The sequence below is a fragment of the Nitrospina gracilis Nb-211 genome, assembly GCF_021845525.1.
GTDB lineage: Bacteria > Nitrospinota > Nitrospinia > Nitrospinales > Nitrospinaceae > Nitrospina > Nitrospina gracilis_A.
Genome location: NZ_JAKJKD010000001.1, coordinates 2,808,084 through 2,827,276 on the forward strand (window position 1 = coordinate 2,808,084; position 19,193 = coordinate 2,827,276).

Consider the following 19,193-nt stretch of genomic DNA (forward strand, 5'->3'; position numbering starts at 1 on the left):
TTACTTGTTCACGATGATCCGGGTGGCCACCGGAAGTTTGTGCGACGCCAGACGCAGGGCCTCCTTGGCCACGTCCTCCGCCACGCCGGACATTTCGTAAAGGATCCTTCCGGGCTTGACGACAGCGACCCAGAATTCCGGGTTGCCCTTACCCTTACCCATGCGGGTCTCGGCCGGCTTCTTGGAAATCGGCTTGTCCGGAAAAATCCGGAGCCAGATCTTTCCGCCACGCTTGACGTGACGGGTCATGGCGATACGTGCCGCCTCGATCTGGCGGTTGGTGATCCAGCCGCACTCCAGAGTCTGCAAGGCGTACTCGCCGAAATTGACCTTCCCGCCGCGGAACGCGGTGCCGCGCATTCGGCCCTTGTGTTTTTTGCGATATTTGACGCGCTTGGGCATCAACATGACTGTAACTCTCCCAGCTTGCTATTCGTGTTCGTCAGGATGCGGCGGCTTCGCCTTCTTCGGCGCTGTCCGTCGCTCCTTCAAAAATCTCGCCCTTGTACACCCACACCTTGATGCCGATGATGCCGTAGGTGGTGCGGGCTTCGGCGGTGCCGTAATCGATGTCGGCGCGAAGCGTGTGCAGAGGCACGCGGCCTTCGCGGTACCACTCACTGCGCGCGATTTCCGCGCCGCCCAGGCGACCCGACACGCGGATCTTGATGCCCTTGCCGCCGAAGCGCAGGGCGCTGACCACCGCCTTCTTCATGGCGCGGCGGAAGGAAATCCGTTTCTCCAACTGCATGGCCACATTCTGCGCGATGAGCGAGGAGTCGAGCTCCGCCCGGCGGATTTCCTTGATGTTCAGGTTGATTTGCTTGGCCGTGCCGATGATCCTCTGCAACTCTTCCTTCACCCGATCCACTTCCAGCCCCTTCTTGCCGATGATGATGCCGGGGCGGGCGGTGTGGATGTTGATGCGGATGCGGCTCGCCGAGCGCTCGATCTCCAGGTTCGAAATCCCCGCATGCGACAGGTTTTTGCGCAGGTGCGTGCGGATCTTGATGTCCTCCTGCAGGAGATCGGCGTAATCTTTCTTTGCGTACCAGTTGGATTTCCAGGGCTTGTTGATGCCCAGGCGGAACCCGTAGGGATGTACCTTCTGACCCATGTGTCGGTTACTCCTTTTCGTCCAGCACAAGCGTGATGTGGCTGGTGCGTTTGCGAATGAGGGTCGTCATCCCCCGCGCTCGCGGCAATTGGCGTTTCATGGTCACACCTTCATCCACCGTGACCTTGTGGACATACAGATCGTCCACGTCCAGCACCTTGTGATTTTCCTCGGCATTGGCCAACGCCGACTTCAGCAGTTTCTGAAACAGACCTGCCGCCTTCTTCCGCGTGAAGACAAGGATGTTCATCGCGTCGTTCACGTTCTTACCGCGGATCATATCGGCAATCAAACGCGCTTTACGCGGGGCCGTGCGGGCATGCTTCAATTGGGCTCTGACACTCATTTCCGTTGCTCTCGATTAAATTACTTGGCTGGTGCCGCTTTTTTGGTTTTGCCGCTATGGGCCTTGAAGGTGCGGGTCGGGGAAAACTCCCCCAGCTTGTGCCCCACCATATTTTCCGTGACGAACACGGGAATGAACTTCTTGCCGTTGTGCACCGCCAGGGTGTGCCCCACAAAATCCGGGAGGATGGTGGACCGCCGGGACCAGGTCTTGACGACCTTCTTCTCGTTCTTGCGGTTCATCTGCTCCACCTTGTCCGCCAGATGCTGATCGACAAAGGGCCCTTTTTTCAGTGATCGCGCCATTGCGCTCCTGCCTTCTAAAGTTGATTATTTCTTGCGCCGACTCAGGATGTACCGATCCGACAGTTTCTTTTTCTTGCGCGTCTTGTAACCCTTGGCCGGCATGCCGTACGGACTGCACGGGTGACGCCCACCTGAGGAACGGCCTTCACCACCACCCATCGGATGATCCACCGGGTTCATGGCCACGGCGCGCGGACGCGGTCGGCGTCCCATCCAGCGTGTGCGCCCGGCCTTACCGAGCGACACGTTCTCGTGCTCCGCATTACCGACAGCTCCCACCGTGGCGCGGCACTTGACCGAAACCAGCCGCACCTCGCCGGACTTGAGCTTGATGTTGGCGTAATCGCCTTCCTTCGCCATCAACTGCGCGTAGGTTCCGGCACTGCGCGCGATCTGCCCGCCCTTGCCGGGCTTGAGCTCGATATTGTGAATCGTGGTGCCGACAGGAATGTCTTCCAGGTGCAGGCAGTTGCCAACACGCACCTCGGCGTCCCGGCCGGACATCACCGTAGCGCCGTCCTTGAGTTCCGAAGGCGCCAGGATGTACCGCTTCTCGCCATCCTTGTAAATAAGGAGCGCGATGTTTGCCGAGCGGTTGGGATCGTATTCGATGCCCACCACCTTCGCTTCGACGCCGTCTTTATTCCGCCGGAAATCGATTTTGCGGTACAGCTTGCGGTGCCCGCCGCCGCGCCGCCGGGCGGTGATGCGCCCGTTGCTGTTGCGGCCCCCCTTGCGGGAGATCGACACCAGCAGGCTCTTCTCCGGCGTCTTCTTGGTCACCTCGCCGAAGTCCGAGATCGTCTGGAACCGGACGCCGGCGGAAGTCGGATTGAGTTTTCTTACAGGCATGGCCGCTTACGCTCCTTCAAAAAAGTCGATCTTGTCGCCGTCCTTCAACGTGACGATGGCCTTTTTCGTCGCCTTCGTGAACCCGAGGTTCCTGCCGAAGCGCTTATGCTTGGGCTTCACGTTGAGGGTGTTCACATCCAGCACGGTGACGTTGAAGATTTTCTCCACGGCCTGCTTGATCTGAAGCTTGTTGGCATCGCGCTTCACCTGAAACATCACACGATTGCCGTCTTCCAGCATCATGGTGCTCTTTTCAGTAATGAGCGGCTTCTCTAATACTCGGTAAAGGTCGGTGGACATCAGCTGAGTCGCTCCTCTAATTTCTTGAGAGAGTCGGGGGTGCACACGATTTTCTGATGCACCAGCAGGTCGAACACGTTGACCCCATCCACCGACAGCACATTGGTCTGCGGCAGGTTGCGCACGGCGAGTTCCAGGTTCGGGCTTTTCTCGGCCACCAGGAACAGCGTTTTCTCCGGCAACCCCAGCTTGCCGAGCAGAGCCACGGCCTGCTTGGTTTTGGGTGCTTCGAGGTTCAGTGATTCGACCACTTGAATATTATTACCTTGCAATCGTTCGGCGAGAACAGAGCGGATGGCGAGCTTGCGGGACTTCTTCGAAAGCTTGTGCGTGTATGCGCGCGGGCGGGGACCGAAAACCGTCATACCCCCACGCCAAATAGTGGAGCGGGTGCTGCCGTGACGGGCACGCCCAGTTCCTTTCTGCCGCCAGGGCTTTTTACCGCCGCCGCTGATGTCGCCGCGGTTTTCTATGGTCGCCGCCGTGCCGCGCCGCCGGGTCGCCAACTGCATGACGACATACTGCTGCACCAGGTGTTCGCGGACGGGTCCTTCAAACACCTCGGGCGACAGCGTGGCCGTACCGACCTTTTTGTTTTCTGTATCGACGATTTCGAGTTCCGCCATGTCCGTTCTTTCGCTTCTTTCGCTCTAGATTATTTCTTGCCGCCGGCCTTCGCTTCAACGATGCGTACCAACCGACCGTTGGCGCCCGGCACCGAGCCACGCACCAGGATCAGATTATTCCCCGCATCCACCCGGACAACCTTGAGATTCTTCGCATGCACCTTTTTACCACCCATGCGCCCGGCCATCTTCTGGCCTTTCAGCGTGCGCCCGGGATAGGTGTGCATACCGATGGCGCCGCCGCCGCGGAACGACTCATGCGTGCCGCGCGATGCCGGCTGACCGCGGAAGTTGTACCGGCGAACCACACCGGAGAAACCGCGGCCCTTGGAGACGCCGACCACATCCACCAGCTCGCCCTCGGCGAACGCATCCACCTTGAGTTGCTGGCCCATGGCGTCATCGGCCACTTCCAGGTCGCGGAATTCCTGCAGGACCCGGGCGGGCTCCGCCTTGATCTTGCTGTAATACCCCGCCAGCGGCTTATTGGTGTGCTTCGGCTTGCGTTGACCGTAGGCCACCACCACGGCGTCGTACCCGTTTTTATCCTGGGTGCGTTTATCCACGGGCACACACCGCTCGACCTGGATGACGGTGACAGGGACACAGTCGCCGTTTTCCAGATAGACCTGGGTCATTCCCAATTTTTTACCGAGCAAACCTTTCATCGATCCCGACCGTTCTTACAGTTTGATTTCAATGTCCACGCCACCGCTGAGGTCCAGCTTCATGAGGGCGTCGACGGTTTGCGGGGTGGGCTCGAGAATTTCCAGGATACGCTTGTGCGTCCGGATCTCGAACTGCTCCCGCGATTTCTTATCCACATGCGGCGACCGCAACACGGTCCACCGGTTCTTCTTGGTCGGAAGCGGGATGGGGCCAACCACCCGGGCGCCGGTGCGCTTGGTGGTCTCCACGATTTCCCCGACCGACCAGTCGAGCAGTTTGTGGTCGTAAGCCTTCAGCTTGATTTTTATTTTCTGATCGCTCATTAGTCCAGAATCTCGCTGACGATGCCCGCGCCCACAGTCCGGCCGCCTTCACGAATTGCGAACCGCAATTCCTTGGCCATTGCCACGGGGGTGATCAATTCCACCTCGAAGGTGACGTTGTCGCCCGGCATAACCATCTCCACGCCCTGCGGCAGGGTGACCACGCCGGTCACGTCCGTGGTGCGGAAATAGAACTGCGGCCGATAGCCATTGAAGAACGGAGTGTGACGTCCGCCCTCTTCCTTGGTCAGGATATACACCTCTGCCTTGAACTTCGCGTGCGGGGTGATGGAACCGGGCTTCGCCAAAACCTGCCCGCGCTCGATGTCATCGCGCTTGGTGCCGCGGAGCAGACAGCCGACGTTGTCGCCAGCCTGACCATCGTCCAGCAGCTTGCGGAACATTTCGACGCCGGTGACGGTGGTCTTGGTGGTCGGACGGAAACCAACGATTTCCACCTCTTCACCCACCTTGATGACACCCGTCTCAATACGGCCGGTGGCCACGGTGCCGCGTCCGGAGATGCTGAAGATATCCTCGATCGGCATCAGGAACGGCTTATCGATCGGGCGTTCCGGAACCGGGATGTCCGCGTCGCAGGCGGCCATCAGATCCCAGATGCACTGGGTTTTCTCGGGGTCCTCGGCGTTTTCCAGAGCCTGAAGCGCACTGCCGCGGACGACGGTGATGTCGTCGCCGGGGAACTCATACTTATTGAGCAGTTCGCGCACTTCCAGCTCGACCAGGTCCAGCAGTTCCGGATCGTCTACCATATCGCATTTATTCATGAACACGACAATCTTGGGCACGCCGACCTGGCGGGCAAGCAGGATGTGCTCGCGGGTCTGCGGCATGGGGCCGTCGGTGGCGCTCAACACCAGGATCGCGCCGTCCATCTGCGCCGCACCGGTGATCATGTTCTTGACGTAGTCGGCATGGCCCGGGCAGTCCACGTGGGCATAGTGACGGGTTTCCGTCTGGTATTCCACGTGCGCGATGGCGATGGTGATACCGCGCTCTTTTTCCTCAGGCGCTTTGTCGATCTGGTCGAACGCGATGCTCTGCGCCATCCCCTTTTTAGAAAGAACTTCGGTGATGGCCGCTGTGAGCGTGGTTTTACCATGGTCAACATGCCCGATGGTTCCGATGTTCACGTGGGGTTTATCTCTCACAAATTTTTCTTTTGCCATACCGATTCACTCCATTAATGATGAAATCATTGTTCCGGTTTTTATATTCGTTTTGTTTATACGGTCACTTCACTTGAGGTTCCGGTGGACTTGGCGATCAATTCCTCCGCAATCGCATTCGGAACCACATCATATTTCAAAAATTCCATGGAATAATTGGCGCGACCCTGGGTGTTCGACCGAAGATCGGTGGAATACCCGAACATGCCGGCCAGCGGCACTTCGCACCGCACCACCTTCGCGCCAGCGCGGTCGCCCAGCTCTTTAACCTTGCCGCGCTTCGAATTGAGATGGCCGATGACGTCGCCCATGAACTCCTCGGGCGTGACCACCTCCACGTCCATGATCGGCTCCAGAAGAACCGGTTTGGCCTTCCTCGCCGCGTCGCGGAAAGCGATGGACGCACAAATCTTAAAAGCCATCTCCGAAGAGTCCACATCGTGGTACGAACCGTCGGTCAGGATGACGCGAACGTCCACCATCGGGAACCCGCACAGCACACCGCGGTCCATGGATTCCTGAACCCCCTTTTGAACCGCAGGAATATATTCCTTCGGAATCGCACCGCCGACGATCTTATTGACAAACTCAAACCCTTCACCCGCCTTGCGCGGCTCGAGGGTGATCTCAACATGACCATACTGGCCGCGGCCACCGGTCTGCTTGACGTACTTGTAACTGTGGTCCGTCTGCTTAGTGACGGTCTCGCGGTACGCCACCTGCGGCTTGGATACACTAACGTCGAGGTTGAACTCGCGCTTCATGCGATCCACCAGGATCTCCAGGTGCAACTCACCCATGCCGGAGATGATGGTCTGCGAGGTTTCCGGATCGACCTTCACCTCGAACGTCGGATCTTCCTGCTGGAGCTTGATGAGACAGTCGGACAGCTTTTCCTGCTCCTGCTTGGTCTTGGGCTCGATGGCCACGGAGATGACAGGCTGCGGAAAGGAAATGGACTCCAGAATGACGGGGCTTTCTTCGCGGCACAGGGTATCACCGGTAAACGTCTTCTTGAAACCGATCGCCGCGGCGATATCCCCGGCACCAACCTCATCCACCTCTTCACGCTTGTTGGCGTGCATGCGGAGCAGGCGACCCACTCGCTCCTTCTGATTCTTCGTCGAGTTATAGACGTACGTGCCGCTCTTGATGCTCCCCGAATACACGCGGAAGTAGGCCAGCTGACCGACAAACGGATCGGTCATGATCTTGAAGGCAAGCGCGGCGAGCGACTGACTTTCATCCACCGGGCAGGTCACTTCTTCCTGATTGTTCGGGTTGACGCCCACCACTTCCGCCACCTGGTCCGGCGACGGCAGGTAATGCACGACGGCATCGAGAAGCTGCTGCACACCCTTATTCTTGAACGAGGCGCCGCAGAAAATCGGCGTGAACGCGAGAGCCAGCACACCCTTACGGAGGGCCGCGCGGATTTCCTCCTCGCTCACATCCTCACCGCCCAGATACTTCTCCATGAGCGTCTCATCGACATCGGCCAGCGCTTCCAGCATGTAGTCGCGATACTCCTGAGCCTGATCGAGATACTCTTCGGGAATTTCCTGAGTGTCGTAAGCCTCGCCCTTCTGATACTTGTCCGAGTAAACGTTAGCCTTCATGGTGACCAGATCAATGAGACCGACAAACTCCGCTTCCGACCCGATGGGCAACTGCACCGGCACCGGATGCGCGTTCAGGCGCTCCTTCATCTGCTTCACACAACCCAGAAAATTCGCGCCCGCGCGATCCATCTTATTGACGAACCCGATGCGCGGCACCTTGTATTTGGTAGCCTGACGCCAAACCGTCTCAGACTGCGGCTCGACGCCGCCGACAGCACAGAACACACCCACGGCTCCATCCAGCACACGGAGCGACCGCTCAACTTCAGCGGTGAAATCGACGTGACCCGGCGTGTCGATGATATTGATCTGATGACCCAGCCAGAAACACGTGGTGGCAGCGGAGGTGATGGTGATACCGCGCTCCTGCTCCTGCTGCATCCAGTCCATAGTCGCACTGCCCTCATGGACCTCACCGATCTTGTGACTCTTGCCGGTGTAATAAAGGATACGCTCGGTCGTCGTGGTCTTACCCGCGTCGATGTGGGCGATGATGCCGATATTCCGGATTTGACTGATTTTGGGCTTCTTACTCATAACACCTTGATATGCTGCTCGGTAACCGCGTTACCAGCGGTAGTGGGCGAACGCCTTGTTGGCTTCGGCCATTCGATGAACATCTTCCTTCTTCCGGACCGCGCCGCCGGTGCTGTTGTAAGCATCGACCAGCTCGTCCGTCAACCTGTCCGCCATGGAGCGGCCTGCGCGGCTGCGCGCGTTGCTGATGATCCAGCGGATACTGAGCGCCGTGCGCCGATTGCTACTGACCTCCACCGGAACCTGGTACGTGGCGCCACCAACCCGGCGGGACCGCACTTCCAGAAGCGGCGCAGCATTGTCCACCGCCTTCTTGAACACCCGAAGGGGCTCCTCGTCCTTCACCCGTTTGCCGATGTTGTCGAGCGCCGAATAGAACATGCGTTCCGCGACACTCTTCTTGCCCCGCTTGAGGAGGCTATTGACAAACCGGGCGACCAGGATGTCGTTGTACTTGGGATCCGGCAGGATCTCCCGTTTTTCCGCTTCTCGTCTTCTTGCCATGATTGCGTATAATTCTTAATTAGGTTTTCTTCGGTTTCTTGGCGCCGTACTTGGAACGGCTCTGCATACGGTTGGCCACGCCCAAAGTATCGAGACTGCCGCGGACCACATGGTACCGCACACCCGGCAGGTCCTTCACGCGGCCGCCGCGAATCAGCACAATCGAGTGCTCCTGAAGATTGTGCCCGACGCCCGGAATGTAGCTCGTCACTTCCATACCATTGGTCAACCGGACACGCGCTACTTTACGCAATGCCGAATTCGGCTTTTTCGGAGTGGACGTATACACACGAACACACACCCCGCGTTTCTGCGGGCACGATTTCAATGCCGGCGACGCCGTTTTCTCTACCGGCTGACGCCGGCCTTTTTTGACCAATTGATTGATGGTCGGCACAATAAAGTTCTCCTGATAGAAGGACCAACACCTAAACAAAACCCAGTTGACCCATCCTCAACTAATTGAATTTGTTGGAATGTTCAGAGTATGTATGTAGTAGGCCGAAAAGCTTGGATTTTATCACTCCCCCGCCGGGAGTCAAGGGAATTCTCTGGTATTTTTTTCTTACTCTACCACGGCCGGGGTTTCTTCTTCCTCCGCCGGCTTCACTTCCTCGACTTCCTCGAATTCCGGCTCCTCAATGCGGATGCCGCTGTAGGCGCGGCAGCCGGTTCCGGCCGGAATCAACCTACCCATGATCACATTTTCTTTCAATCCAAACAGGTGGTCTTCCTTACCACTGACCGCCACTTCCGTCAGCACCCGCGTGGTCTCCTGGAAGGAGGCGGCGGAGATGAAACTTTCCGTGCTGAGTGACGATTTGGTGATACCCAAAAGGACCGGCTGGCCCTGCGCGGGCTTGCCTTTTTCCTTGATGGTCTCCTGGTTCTTCTCGTTGAAGACCTTGCGGGTCACCTGCTCGCCGACCAGCAGGTCGGTGTCTCCGGGCTCCTCCACCTGCAGGTGGCGGAGCATCTGGCGGACGATGACCTCGATATGCTTGTCGTTGATGGCGACGCCCTGCAGGCGGTACACCTCCTGAACCTCGTTGACGAGGTATTTCTGCAATTCGTTTTCACCGAGGATGCGCAGAATATCGTGCGGATTGGCGGCACCGTCCATCAGCGCCTCACCAGCCTGCACTTCGTCGCCTTCGTGCACGTTGATGTGCTTGCCGCGCGGGATCAGGTACTCGCGCTCCTCGCCGCTCTCGTTGACGATGACCACTTTCCGCATACCCTTGACGAATCCGCCAAACTTGACGGTACCGTTGATTTCGGAAATGGTCGCCTGCTCGTGCGGTTTGCGCGCCTCGAACAGTTCTGCAACCCGCGGCAGACCGCCGGTGATGTCTTTCGTTTTCGCCGTCTCGCGCGGAATCTTGACGATGACGTCACCCGCGTTGATGCGGTCGCCTTCGCTGACGTTGATGTGCGCGCCCGCCGGCAGGATGTAGCGCCGGACGGTTTCGCCCTTGTCGTCCTTGATCGAAATGCGCGGCTGACGCTTCTCGTCGCGATGGCTGATGATGACCTTGGTGGACAGACCCGTGATTTCGTCGAAGTCCTCTTTCATGGTGATGCCTTCCACCACGTCGCCGAAAGCGATGGTGCCTTCGACTTCGGTGAGGATCGAGTTCGTGTACGGGTCCCACTCGACCAGCGTCTGGTTCTCGTGAACCTCCTGGCCGTCATGCACCTTCAACTTCGCCGCATAGACAACGGAATATTTTTCTTTTTCACGGCCGTTTTCGTCCTGCACCACCAGACTGCCGTTGCGGTTCATGACGATGATCTCGCCGCGCTGGTTCTTGATCGTGCGCAGGCCCTGGTACTTGATGATACCGCCCTTCTTCGTGCTGAGCGTCGTCTGCTCGACCACGCGGCTCGCGGTACCACCGATGTGGAAGGTCCGCATGGTGAGCTGGGTGCCCGGCTCGCCGATGGACTGCGCGGCGATGACGCCGATGGGCTCACCGATCTCCACCCAGCCGTTGGTGGCCAGGTTGCGTCCGTAACACTTCACGCACAGGCCCTGTTTGGATTCGCAGGTCAGGTTGGAACGGATGCGGATGCTTTCGATGCCCGAGTTCTCAATGGTCTCGACCACGCGCTCGTCGATCATCTCGTTGGCTTTCACCAGCACCTGGTTGGTGAACGGATCGACCACGTCTTCCAGACTGGTCCTGCCGAGGATGCGCTCACCCAGCGGCTGGATGATCTCGCCCGCTTCCACCAGCGACGACAACTCGATGCCGCGCAGGGTACCGCAGTCTTCTTCCAGAATGATGATATCCTGCGCCACGTCCACCAGCCGCCGCGTCAGGTAACCGGAGTTCGCGGTCTTGAGCGCGGTGTCGGCCAGACCTTTACGCGCGCCGTGGGTGGAGATGAAGTACTGGATCACCGACAGCCCTTCGCGGAAGTTCGCGGTGATGGGCGTTTCGATGATCTCACCCGACGGCTTGGCCATGAGGCCGCGCATGCCGGCCAACTGGCGCAACTGCTGGGAACTGCCGCGCGCACCGGAGTCGGCCATGATGAAGATCGAGTTGAAGTCCTTGGACTCGACACCCTTTACAATGTTTTCGTCTTCCACTTCCAGTTCGCGGAACATCTCCTCGGACACCCGCTCGGTGACGTGCGCCCAGATGTCGATGACCTTGTTGTAACGCTCGCCGTTGGTGATGAGACCGTCGCGGTACTGGTTGTACACGCGGAGCACTTCCTCACCCGCCTTGTTCACCAGCGTTTCCTTGGCTTTCGGAATCCGCATGTACTCGGTGGAGATGGACAGGCCTGCCTCGGTGGCGTAATGAAACCCGAGCGTCTTGACCGCATCCAACAACGCCACCGTTTTTTCCCGTCCCACAATCTGGAACGACGTGGAGATCAGGTTGGACAGGGTTTTCTTGTTCATCTCCTGGTTGACCAGCTTGAACGGCAATTCTTCCGGCAACACTTCATACAAAAGAACGCGGCCGGTGGTGGTGACCTCCAGGTTGCCGTCGACCTCGACCATCATCTTCGCCTGCAGGTGCAGTTCTCCGTGGTCGTACGCCGCGCGCACTTCGCGCAGGTTGGAGAACACGCGGCCCTCACCCGGCACGTTGCCGCGGATCTTGGTCATGTAGTAACAGCCGAGAACGATGTCCTGACTGGGCACGGCGATGGGTTTGCCGTTGGCCGGAGACAATACGTTGTTGGGCGCCATCATCAGCAGTTTCGCTTCGACCTGCGCTTCCATCGACAAAGGCACGTGCACCGCCATCTGGTCGCCGTCGAAATCCGCGTTGAACGCGGTGCAGACGAGCGGATGAATGCGGATCGCCTTGCCTTCGATCAACACCGGCTCGAACGCCTGAATGCCGAGACGATGCAGAGTGGGCGCGCGGTTGAGCAGAACCGGATGCTTCTGAATGACTTCTTCCAATACTTCCCAAACTTCGGCGCGCTCCTGCTCGACCATCTTCTTTGCGGTCTTGATGGTGGCGGCGTAACCTTTCTGTTCGAGCCGGTTGAAGATGAACGGCTTGAACAACTCGAGCGCCATCTTCTTCGGCAGACCGCACTGATGCAGTTTGAGTTCGGGGCCGACAACAATAACCGAGCGGCCGGAGTAATCGACGCGCTTGCCGAGCAGGTTCTGCCGGAAGCGGCCCTGCTTGCCTTTCAGCATGTCGCTCAGGGATTTGAGCGGGCGCTTGTTGGTGCCGCGAAGCGTGCGGCCGCGGCGGCCGTTGTCGAACAGCGCCGACACCGCTTCCTGCAGCATGCGTTTTTCGTTGCGGATGATGATCTGCGGCGCTTTCAACTCCATCAACCGTTTCAGCCGGTTGTTGCGGTTGATGACGCGGCGGTACAGATCGTTGAGATCGGACGTGGCGAAGCGGCCGCCGTCCAGAGGCACCAGCGGGCGCAACTCCGGCGGAATGACGGGCACCACGCTCAGGATCATCCACTCCGGCCGGTTGCCGGATTTGCGGAAGGCCTCGATGATCTTGAGGCGCTTGGCGATCTTGCGCTTGTTGAGCACCGAGGTCGTCTTCGCCAGGTTTTCCTTCAACTGCTCGGCGGTGGCGTCGAGGTCGATGTTCTTCAGCATCTCGTACACCGCTTCGGAGCCGACCATCACCTTCAGGCCATGCGGGTACTCGATTTCCGCTTCACGGTATTCCTTCTCATCCAGCAGTTGACCGGGTTTGAAATCCGATTCGCCCGGATCGACCACTACGTAGTTTTCAAAATATATGATGCGCTCGAGTTCCTTGAGCGTGAGATCCAGCACGTGGCCGATGCGGCTCGGCAGTCCCTTGAAGAACCAGATATGCGCGACGGGGCTGGCCAGCTCGATATGCCCCAGCCGCTCGCGGCGGACCTTGGACAGGATGACTTCCACACCACACTTCTCGCACACCACCCCCTTGTGCTTCATGCGCTTGTACTTGCCGCAGTTGCACTCCCAATCCTTCACCGGACCGAAGATCTTGGCGCAGAACAGGCCGTCCCGCTCCGGCTTGAAGGTCCGGTAATTGATGGTTTCAGGCTTTTTGACTTCCCCGTACGACCAGGACCGGATTTTCTCCGGAGAAGCCAGCCTGACCCGGATGGCGTCGAACATGATCGGATTCTTGGGTTTTTCAAAAATGTTCAGGGTATCCACAAGCGTGGTCTCCTAAATGAAAGTTTATTTAAAAATTCGTTCCGGACAGGAAGCCGTCCCTGTCGCCCCGGCGGCCGCTATTTGCTGGCGGTCTCCATCAGTTCCACGTCGATGGCCAGGCTCTGCAACTCCTTGACCAGTACGTTGAACGATTCCGGAAGGCTGGGCGTCAGATTGGTATCGCCCTTAACGATGGCTTCGTACATCCGCTTGCGGCCCTCGACGTCGTCGGATTTGACCGTGAGCATCTCCTGCAGGGTGTAGGCGCCGCCGTAGGCTTCCAGCGCCCAGACCTCCATCTCACCCAGACGCTGACCGCCGAACTGCGCCTTGCCGCCCAGCGGCTGCTGGGTGACGAGGGAGTAGGGTCCCGTCGACCGGGCGTGGATCTTGTCGTCCACGAGGTGATGCAGTTTGAGCATGTAGATGTACCCCACCATGACCTTCTGGTGAAACGGCTGACCGGTACGCCCGTCGAACAGTCTGACTTCGCCGGTGGGCGAGCAACCGGAATCGACGAGCAGCTTGCGCACGTCTTCTTCCTGCGCGCCGTCGAAGACGGGCGTTGCGACGTGCTTGCCGCTGGCCTTGGCCGCCATGCCGAGGTTGGTTTCGAATATCTGGCCGACGTTCATACGCGACGGTACGCCGAGCGGATTGAGGATGAGCTCGATCGGCGTTCCATCATCCATATACGGCATGTCCTCTTCCGGAACGATCTTGGAGACGACACCCTTGTTGCCGTGACGGCCGGCCATTTTGTCGCCCACCTGAAGCTTGCGTTTCATGGCGACGAACACCTTCACCAGCTTGATAACACCGGGGGCCAGGTCGTCGCCTTTCTTCAGCTTGGCGATCTTGTCATTCATCATGGTTTTGAGGATGTGGATCTGATCCTTACTGGCATCCTCAATCTGCTGAAGCTCATTCGGGTCCACGTCCTTAACCGGAATCTTCGCCAGGTCCTTCGAAGGCATTTTGGCGAGGTCTTCCTCGGTCAGGTCCTGCCCCTTTTTGAAAACTTTTTTGCCGATGGTGGTGGCCTTGGTCACCTGCTTGCCTACCAGCATGGACAGAAGTTTCTTTTCGCTTTCGTTCTTAACGATCTCGATTTCGTCGCTGAAGTCCTTCTCGATCTTGGAGACTTCCTCCTCCTCGATGGACAGCGTACGGGAATCCTTGTCGACTCCTTTACGCGAGAACACCTTGACGTCGATGACGATGCCCTGAATGCCCGGCGGCACGCGCAGGGACGTGTCGCGCACGTCGCCCGCCTTTTCGCCGAAGATCGCTTTCAACAGCTTTTCTTCCGGGCTCAACTGCGTCTCGCCCTTCGGCGTGATCTTGCCCACGAGAATGTCGTTGGGCGCAACCGAAGCACCGATGCGGATGATGCCGCTGTCGTCCAGGTTTCGGAGCGCTTCCTCGCCCACATTCGAGATGTCGCGGGTGATGTCTTCCTTGCCCTGCTTGGTGTCGCGGGCTTCCACCTCGAACTCCTCGATGTGAACGGACGTGAAGACGTCCTCCTTCACCACCTTCTCGCTGATGACGATGGCGTCCTCGAAGTTGTAACCTTCCCAAGGCATGAACGCGACCAGCACGTTGCGACCCAGAGCCAGCTCGCCCAGGTCCGTGGACGGACCGTCGGCAATGACCTGCCCCTTCTTCACCTTCTCCCCGGTGCGGACCAGGGGGCGCTGGTTGATGCAGGTGTTCTGGTTCGAACGCTGGTACTTGGCCAGCGTGTAGATGTCCACACTGGAATCCAGCATGCCCTTCTTCTTCTGCCGGCCGGAAGTGCGCACCACGATGCGGGACGCATCGGAACTGATGACCTCGCCGTCGTTCTCCGCCACCACCACGGCGCCGGAGTCGCGGGCCACCACCTCTTCCATGCCGGTGCCGACCAGGGGCGCTTCCGTCTGCAAAAGCGGCACCGCCTGGCGCTGCATGTTGGAACCCATGAGTGCGCGGTTGGCGTCGTCGTTTTCCAGAAACGGAATCAGAGACGCGGCGACGCTGATCAACTGCTTGGGCGATACGTCCATCAGGTTGATCTTCTCGCGCGGCGACAGGATGAAGTCACCGCCCTGACGCGCATCGACGATTTCATTGACGAAGCGGTTCTTGTCGTCGAGCTCGGCGTTGGCCTGCGCGATGACGAAATCGTCTTCCACCATCGCATTGTGAAACTCGACGTTGTCGCTCACCTTGGCATCGGTCACGCGCCGGTACGGCGTCTCGACAAACCCGTAGTCGTTCACCCTGGCATACGTGCTGAGCGACGCGATGAGACCGATGTTCGGTCCTTCCGGCGTTTCAATGGGACAAATACGTCCGTAGTGCGTGGGATGCACGTCGCGCACCTCAAATCCGGCGCGTTCGCGCGTGAGACCGCCGGGTCCCAATGCGCTCAAACGCCGCTTGTGCGTGACCTCGGAAAGCGGGTTGGTCTGGTCCATGAACTGCGACAGCTGACTGCTCCCGTAAAATTCCTTGATCGCCGCGGTGACCGGCTTCGAGTTGATCAGGTCGTGCGGCATGGAGACGTCCAGATCCTGAATGGACATGCGCTCGATGATGGCGCGCTCCATGCGCACCAGCCCAACGCGGAACTGGTTCTCCAAAGACTCACCCACCGCGCGCACGCGGCGGTTGCCCAGATGATCGATGTCGTCCACCACGCCGATGCCGTTCCTCAGGTCCACCATATAGCGGATGACGGCAATGAGATCGTCACGCGTGAGCAGGCGGTTTTCCAGCGGCACGTCGAGGCCGAACTTCTGGTTCATCTTGATTCTGCCGACCACCGACAGGTTGTACCGCTTCGGGTTGAAGAACAGGTTGTAGAACAGCGTCTTCGCAATCTCCGTCGTCGGCGGGTCGCCGGGGCGGAGGCGTTTGTAGATTTCGCGGATGGCTTCGTCCGAGTCGGCGATCTTTGCCTGCGCCAGCGTGTCGCGGATGGCGGTGTCCGGATGCTCCTCGTCGATGGACAGCACCGAAAACTCACTTACGTTGTGTTTGGACAACACCGCCAGTGTCTCGGGGGTGATCTCCGTGTTCGAGTCGAGCAGAACCTCGCCGGTTTCCTTGTCCACGATATCCTGCGCGAGATAGCCGCCGATCAGCGTTTCCTTGTCGATCTCCACGCGCTGAGCCTTGCTCATGCGACGCAGTTTCTTGATCTGTTGCGGCGCGATCTTTTTGCCCGACTTGACGAGCACGTCTTCGGTTTTCGGGTCAATGACGTCTTCGAGCACCTTGATGCCGCACATCAGGCCTTTGCTGCCCATGAAATAACGGTCGTCCTTGACCAGCCGCGACACTTTTTCGACGGTATAAAACGCGGCGAGAATCTCTTCCTGATTCATGCCGAACGCACTGAGCAGAACCGTCGCCGGCAGCTTTCTGCGGCGGTCGATCTTGACGTGCAGGATATCCTTGATATCGAATTCGAAGTCGAGCCACGAACCGCGGTCCGGGATGACGCGCGCGCTGTACAGGATTTTTCCGCTGACGTGACTGCGGCCCTTGTCATGCGCGAAGAACGCGCCGGGGGAGCGGTGCATCTGGCTGACGATGACACGCTCGACACCATTGATCATGAACGTTCCCGTGGGACCCATGACCGGCATCTCACCCAGGAAAATCTTCTGCTCCTTCACCTCCTTGACGGAGTTGATGGTGACTTCGGGAACCTTGAATTTCTGCAGAGCCTCGATGATGGCGTCATCGATCTCCGTGCGGGCGGGGATCAGCAGTTTGCCCGTTTCCGGGTTCTTCACTTCTTCGACGATGTATTTGCCGGGCAGTTCCTTGAGGATGCGCGCATTGACTTCGATCTTCTCACGCTGAAACAGGACCATGCGCACCATGATCTTGATCGGGTCGGAGTACGTGAGACCTTTCTGCCGGCATTCCGCGAGCTTGAATTTTTCCTTGTAGTTGGTTTCCTGGCCGCAGGTTTCGCACACCACTCCCACGCCGCCGAGTTCCTTGTACTCGCCGCAGGCACACTCCCACACGCCGACCTCATAGCCCACATAATCGATGCGGGCATTGATATTCAGGTCGGAAATAGGGAACACATCCTGAAACACTTCCTCCAGGCCCTGGATCTTGCGTTCCGCGGGGGCCGTGTCCGTCTGCAGGAAGTACTCAAAGGACTTCTTTTGAATTCCAATCAGGTTGGGGATCTCGATGACCGCAGGGATCCGGGAGAAGTCCAACCTTTCACGAACGGTGCTTTGGGTTCGATCGGTGGTTTTGATAGACATAGATTTAATCCAGTCCCCTGTTAAAGATTAATGGCCATACTCCTCCTCTCTTCAAAAGAAGGCGAAAGGCGTTACTTAATCTCAACAGTTCCACCAGCTTCTTCGATCTTCTTCTTGATCTCTTCAGCTTCTTCCTTTTTCACACCTTCTTTAATCGGCTTGGGAGCCGCTTCAACCAGGTCCTTGGCGTCTTTCAGACCCAGGCCCGTGATGCCGCGCACTTCCTTGATCACCTGGATTTTCTTGTCACCCGCGGCCGCGAGAATAACGTCAAACTCCGTCTTCTCTTCCGCCGCCGCACCGGCATCGCCGCCAGCACCCGCCGGCATCGCCATCATGGCCGGAGCCGCCGCCGTAACACCGTACTTGTCTTCCAATTCCTTGACGAATTCCGACATCTCCAAAACCGTCATGTTGTCAATGAAGGAAATGACGTCCTCTTTCGTGACTGCCATTGCAATCTCCTTTCTGGGATGAAACGCTTATTCAAATAATTTTCGAAAAAATTTCGTTCGCCTTTTTGGGTCCGCCCGAAAGTCAGCCCTGCTGAGCCTTCTTCTCGCGGACGGCATCCAGAGTACCCACCAGCTTGCGCTGCAGGCTGGCAAAAACACCCACAAAATTGCGGGTCGGTCCCTGGAAGACCGAAAGCATCTGCGAAATCAACACTTCCTTCGACGGCAGGTCGGCCAGCGCCTTGACCTGCTCCGGCGTCACCGCCTGACCGTCCACAATCCCGCAGACCACCTGCGGATTTTTTTCTACGCCCGATTTGGCAAAATCGGAAAGCGCCTTGGCCGGGGCCACCTCATCGTCGAAGCTGATGATGATGGACATCGGCCCTTCCCACGAAGTGTCAAGCACCTCGAAGGGCGTATTCTTCGCCGCAATGCGGGCGAGGGTGTTCTTGATGACCTTGAACTCGAGCGCCCGTCCCTTCATGTGCGCCCGAAGCTGGGTCATCTGCTCCGCCGACAGCCCCTGGTAATTCGCCAGCACCGCCGACTTGGCTTTGGTGAACACTCCGTTCAACCGTTCAATCTCTTTTGCTTTTACTGGTGTCGGCACGATGCGATCCCTTTCCTTTGCTCAAATCGTCTACTTCAATTCGCCAACCGCGATTCCGCATTCGCGATCCATCTCCACGGTCAGTTGCCGGTGTAAGCCACCTTCACGCCCGGGCCCATGGTGCTGGACAGCGACACGCCGCGGATGTACACGCCCTTTGCGGTGGAGGGCTTCATTTTGACCAGCGTCCCCATGAACTCCTTGAAATTCTCCGCCAGGTCTTCCACCGAGAAGCTGGCCTTGCCCACCGACGCGTGCACGATGCCCGCCTTGTCCACGCGGAAATCCACCTTACCCGCCTGGATCTGCCGGATGGCCTCCGCCACGTCGAAGGTGACGGTGCCGGTCTTCGGGTTGGGCATGAGTCCGCGCGGACCCAGCACCTTGCCGAGCTTGCCCACGGTGCCCATCATGTCCGGCGTGGCCACGACGCGGTCGAACTCGAACCACCCGTCCTGAATCTTCTTCACCAGGTCATCGCCGCCGACAAACTCCGCGCCCGCTTCCTTCGCTTCGGTTTCCTTTTCCCCCTTGGCGAACACCAGCACGCGGAATTTCTTGCCCGTGCCCTTGGGAAGCACCACGCTGCCGCGGATGTTCTGATCCGCCTTACGGGGATCGACGCCCAGCTTCACCGCCACGTCCAGCGACTGGTCGAATTTGGTCTCGACGCCGCCCTTGGCGAGCTGCAACGCCTCTTCCAGCGCGTAGCGCTGGTTGCGGTCGATCTTCTCCGCCGCCGCCCGGTATTTTTTTCCATGCCTGGCCATGCTGAATCCTTTCTCGCT

The 19,193-nt window shown here is 58.6% G+C and carries 18 protein-coding genes; all 18 read right to left on the reverse strand.

What is annotated here, in order from left to right; all coding sequences use genetic code 11:
* The 18 genes from rplP to rplA all read right to left on the reverse strand — a co-directional run bounded on the left by rplP (position 1) and on the right by rplA (position 19,175).
* Entirely contained in the window at positions 1 to 408 is a 408-nt protein-coding gene (rplP, locus tag J2S31_RS13265) for a 50S ribosomal protein L16 (RefSeq protein WP_005007677.1), read from the reverse strand.
* Positions 409 to 442: 34 nt separating this feature from the next.
* Positions 443 to 1,117 carry a 30S ribosomal protein S3 gene (gene rpsC, locus J2S31_RS13270; RefSeq protein ID WP_237099640.1) on the reverse strand — a complete coding sequence of 225 codons (675 nt, stop codon included), beginning with the start codon at positions 1,115 to 1,117 and terminating at the stop codon, positions 443 to 445.
* A gap of 7 nt (positions 1,118 to 1,124) precedes the next feature.
* Positions 1,125 to 1,463 (reverse strand): 50S ribosomal protein L22, encoded by a 339-nt coding sequence (rplV, locus tag J2S31_RS13275; RefSeq protein ID WP_237099641.1) that lies wholly within the window; start codon positions 1,461 to 1,463, stop codon positions 1,125 to 1,127.
* A 20-nt stretch (positions 1,464 to 1,483) separates the two neighbouring features.
* Complete coding sequence (gene rpsS, locus J2S31_RS13280) at positions 1,484 to 1,768, reverse strand: 30S ribosomal protein S19 (RefSeq protein WP_237099642.1); 285 nt, start codon at positions 1,766 to 1,768, stop codon at positions 1,484 to 1,486.
* Positions 1,769 to 1,792: 24 nt separating this feature from the next.
* A complete protein-coding gene (gene rplB, locus J2S31_RS13285; RefSeq protein ID WP_237099643.1) occupies positions 1,793 to 2,620 on the reverse strand; it encodes a 50S ribosomal protein L2 in 828 nt (275 codons plus the stop codon).
* Between the two features lie 6 nt (positions 2,621 to 2,626).
* Positions 2,627 to 2,920: a 50S ribosomal protein L23 gene (gene rplW, locus J2S31_RS13290; protein WP_237099644.1), complete on the reverse strand. Its 294-nt coding sequence runs from the start codon at positions 2,918 to 2,920 to the stop codon at positions 2,627 to 2,629.
* Complete coding sequence (gene rplD, locus J2S31_RS13295; RefSeq protein WP_237099645.1) at positions 2,920 to 3,546, reverse strand: 50S ribosomal protein L4; 627 nt, start codon at positions 3,544 to 3,546, stop codon at positions 2,920 to 2,922. Before rplD ends, rplW begins: the two co-directional genes overlap by 1 nt.
* A gap of 29 nt (positions 3,547 to 3,575) precedes the next feature.
* Positions 3,576 to 4,214 (reverse strand): 50S ribosomal protein L3, encoded by a 639-nt coding sequence (gene rplC, locus J2S31_RS13300; RefSeq protein WP_272908844.1) that lies wholly within the window; start codon positions 4,212 to 4,214, stop codon positions 3,576 to 3,578.
* 15 nt (positions 4,215 to 4,229) lie between these two features.
* On the reverse strand, positions 4,230 to 4,538 hold the full coding sequence (gene rpsJ / locus J2S31_RS13305; RefSeq protein ID WP_005007668.1) for a 30S ribosomal protein S10: 309 nt from the start codon (positions 4,536 to 4,538) through the stop codon (positions 4,230 to 4,232).
* On the reverse strand, positions 4,538 to 5,728 hold the full coding sequence (tuf, locus tag J2S31_RS13310) for an elongation factor Tu (protein WP_237099647.1): 1,191 nt from the start codon (positions 5,726 to 5,728) through the stop codon (positions 4,538 to 4,540). The genes rpsJ and tuf overlap by 1 nt, the downstream gene beginning before the upstream one ends.
* 56 nt (positions 5,729 to 5,784) lie before the next feature.
* Positions 5,785 to 7,887, reverse strand: coding sequence for an elongation factor G (gene fusA / locus J2S31_RS13315; protein WP_237099648.1), 2,103 nt, complete (start codon positions 7,885 to 7,887; stop codon positions 5,785 to 5,787).
* A gap of 30 nt (positions 7,888 to 7,917) precedes the next feature.
* Positions 7,918 to 8,391 (reverse strand): 30S ribosomal protein S7, encoded by a 474-nt coding sequence (gene rpsG / locus J2S31_RS13320; protein WP_237099649.1) that lies wholly within the window; start codon positions 8,389 to 8,391, stop codon positions 7,918 to 7,920.
* 19 nt (positions 8,392 to 8,410) lie between these two features.
* The gene (rpsL, locus tag J2S31_RS13325; protein ID WP_237099650.1) at positions 8,411 to 8,788 is read right to left on the reverse strand and encodes a 30S ribosomal protein S12; all 378 of its coding nucleotides are present in this window, start codon (positions 8,786 to 8,788) and stop codon (positions 8,411 to 8,413) included.
* Positions 8,789 to 8,956: 168 nt separating this feature from the next.
* Positions 8,957 to 13,012, reverse strand: coding sequence for a DNA-directed RNA polymerase subunit beta' (rpoC, locus tag J2S31_RS13330; protein ID WP_272909019.1), 4,056 nt, complete (start codon positions 13,010 to 13,012; stop codon positions 8,957 to 8,959).
* 119 nt (positions 13,013 to 13,131) lie between these two features.
* Complete coding sequence (gene rpoB / locus J2S31_RS13335; RefSeq protein ID WP_237099652.1) at positions 13,132 to 17,337, reverse strand: DNA-directed RNA polymerase subunit beta; 4,206 nt, start codon at positions 17,335 to 17,337, stop codon at positions 13,132 to 13,134.
* Between the two features lie 71 nt (positions 17,338 to 17,408).
* Positions 17,409 to 17,792, reverse strand: a complete 384-nt coding sequence (gene rplL / locus J2S31_RS13340) for a 50S ribosomal protein L7/L12 (protein ID WP_237099653.1) — start codon at positions 17,790 to 17,792, stop codon at positions 17,409 to 17,411.
* A gap of 82 nt (positions 17,793 to 17,874) precedes the next feature.
* Positions 17,875 to 18,405 (reverse strand): 50S ribosomal protein L10, encoded by a 531-nt coding sequence (gene rplJ / locus J2S31_RS13345; protein WP_237099654.1) that lies wholly within the window; start codon positions 18,403 to 18,405, stop codon positions 17,875 to 17,877.
* Between the two features lie 80 nt (positions 18,406 to 18,485).
* Complete coding sequence (gene rplA / locus J2S31_RS13350; protein WP_237099655.1) at positions 18,486 to 19,175, reverse strand: 50S ribosomal protein L1; 690 nt, start codon at positions 19,173 to 19,175, stop codon at positions 18,486 to 18,488.
* Positions 19,176 to 19,193: the final 18 nt, after the last annotated feature.

Bases quoted from the DNA above. Each gene is read 5' to 3' on its own strand.
- rpoB (WP_237099652.1), bottom strand. From the start codon at position 17,337: ATGTCTATCAAAACCACCGATCGAACCCAAAGCACCGTTCGTGAAAGG.
- fusA (WP_237099648.1), bottom strand. From the start codon at position 7,887: ATGAGTAAGAAGCCCAAAATCAGTCAAATCCGGAATATCGGCATCATC.
- rplA (WP_237099655.1), bottom strand. From the start codon at position 19,175: ATGGCCAGGCATGGAAAAAAATACCGGGCGGCGGCGGAGAAGATCGAC.
- rplW (WP_237099644.1), bottom strand. From the start codon at position 2,920: ATGTCCACCGACCTTTACCGAGTATTAGAGAAGCCGCTCATTACTGAA.
- rpsG (WP_237099649.1), bottom strand. From the start codon at position 8,391: ATGGCAAGAAGACGAGAAGCGGAAAAACGGGAGATCCTGCCGGATCCC.
- rplB (WP_237099643.1), bottom strand. From the start codon at position 2,620: ATGCCTGTAAGAAAACTCAATCCGACTTCCGCCGGCGTCCGGTTCCAG.
- rpsS (WP_237099642.1), bottom strand. From the start codon at position 1,768: ATGGCGCGATCACTGAAAAAAGGGCCCTTTGTCGATCAGCATCTGGCG.
- rpsJ (WP_005007668.1), bottom strand. From the start codon at position 4,538: ATGAGCGATCAGAAAATAAAAATCAAGCTGAAGGCTTACGACCACAAA.
- rplP (WP_005007677.1), bottom strand. From the start codon at position 408: ATGTTGATGCCCAAGCGCGTCAAATATCGCAAAAAACACAAGGGCCGA.
- rplC (WP_272908844.1), bottom strand. From the start codon at position 4,214: ATGAAAGGTTTGCTCGGTAAAAAATTGGGAATGACCCAGGTCTATCTG.
- rplL (WP_237099653.1), bottom strand. From the start codon at position 17,792: ATGGCAGTCACGAAAGAGGACGTCATTTCCTTCATTGACAACATGACG.
- rpoC (WP_272909019.1), bottom strand. From the start codon at position 13,012: ATGTTCGACGCCATCCGGGTCAGGCTGGCTTCTCCGGAGAAAATCCGG.
- rplV (WP_237099641.1), bottom strand. From the start codon at position 1,463: ATGAGTGTCAGAGCCCAATTGAAGCATGCCCGCACGGCCCCGCGTAAA.
- rplD (WP_237099645.1), bottom strand. From the start codon at position 3,546: ATGGCGGAACTCGAAATCGTCGATACAGAAAACAAAAAGGTCGGTACG.
- tuf (WP_237099647.1), bottom strand. From the start codon at position 5,728: ATGGCAAAAGAAAAATTTGTGAGAGATAAACCCCACGTGAACATCGGA.
- rpsC (WP_237099640.1), bottom strand. From the start codon at position 1,117: ATGGGTCAGAAGGTACATCCCTACGGGTTCCGCCTGGGCATCAACAAG.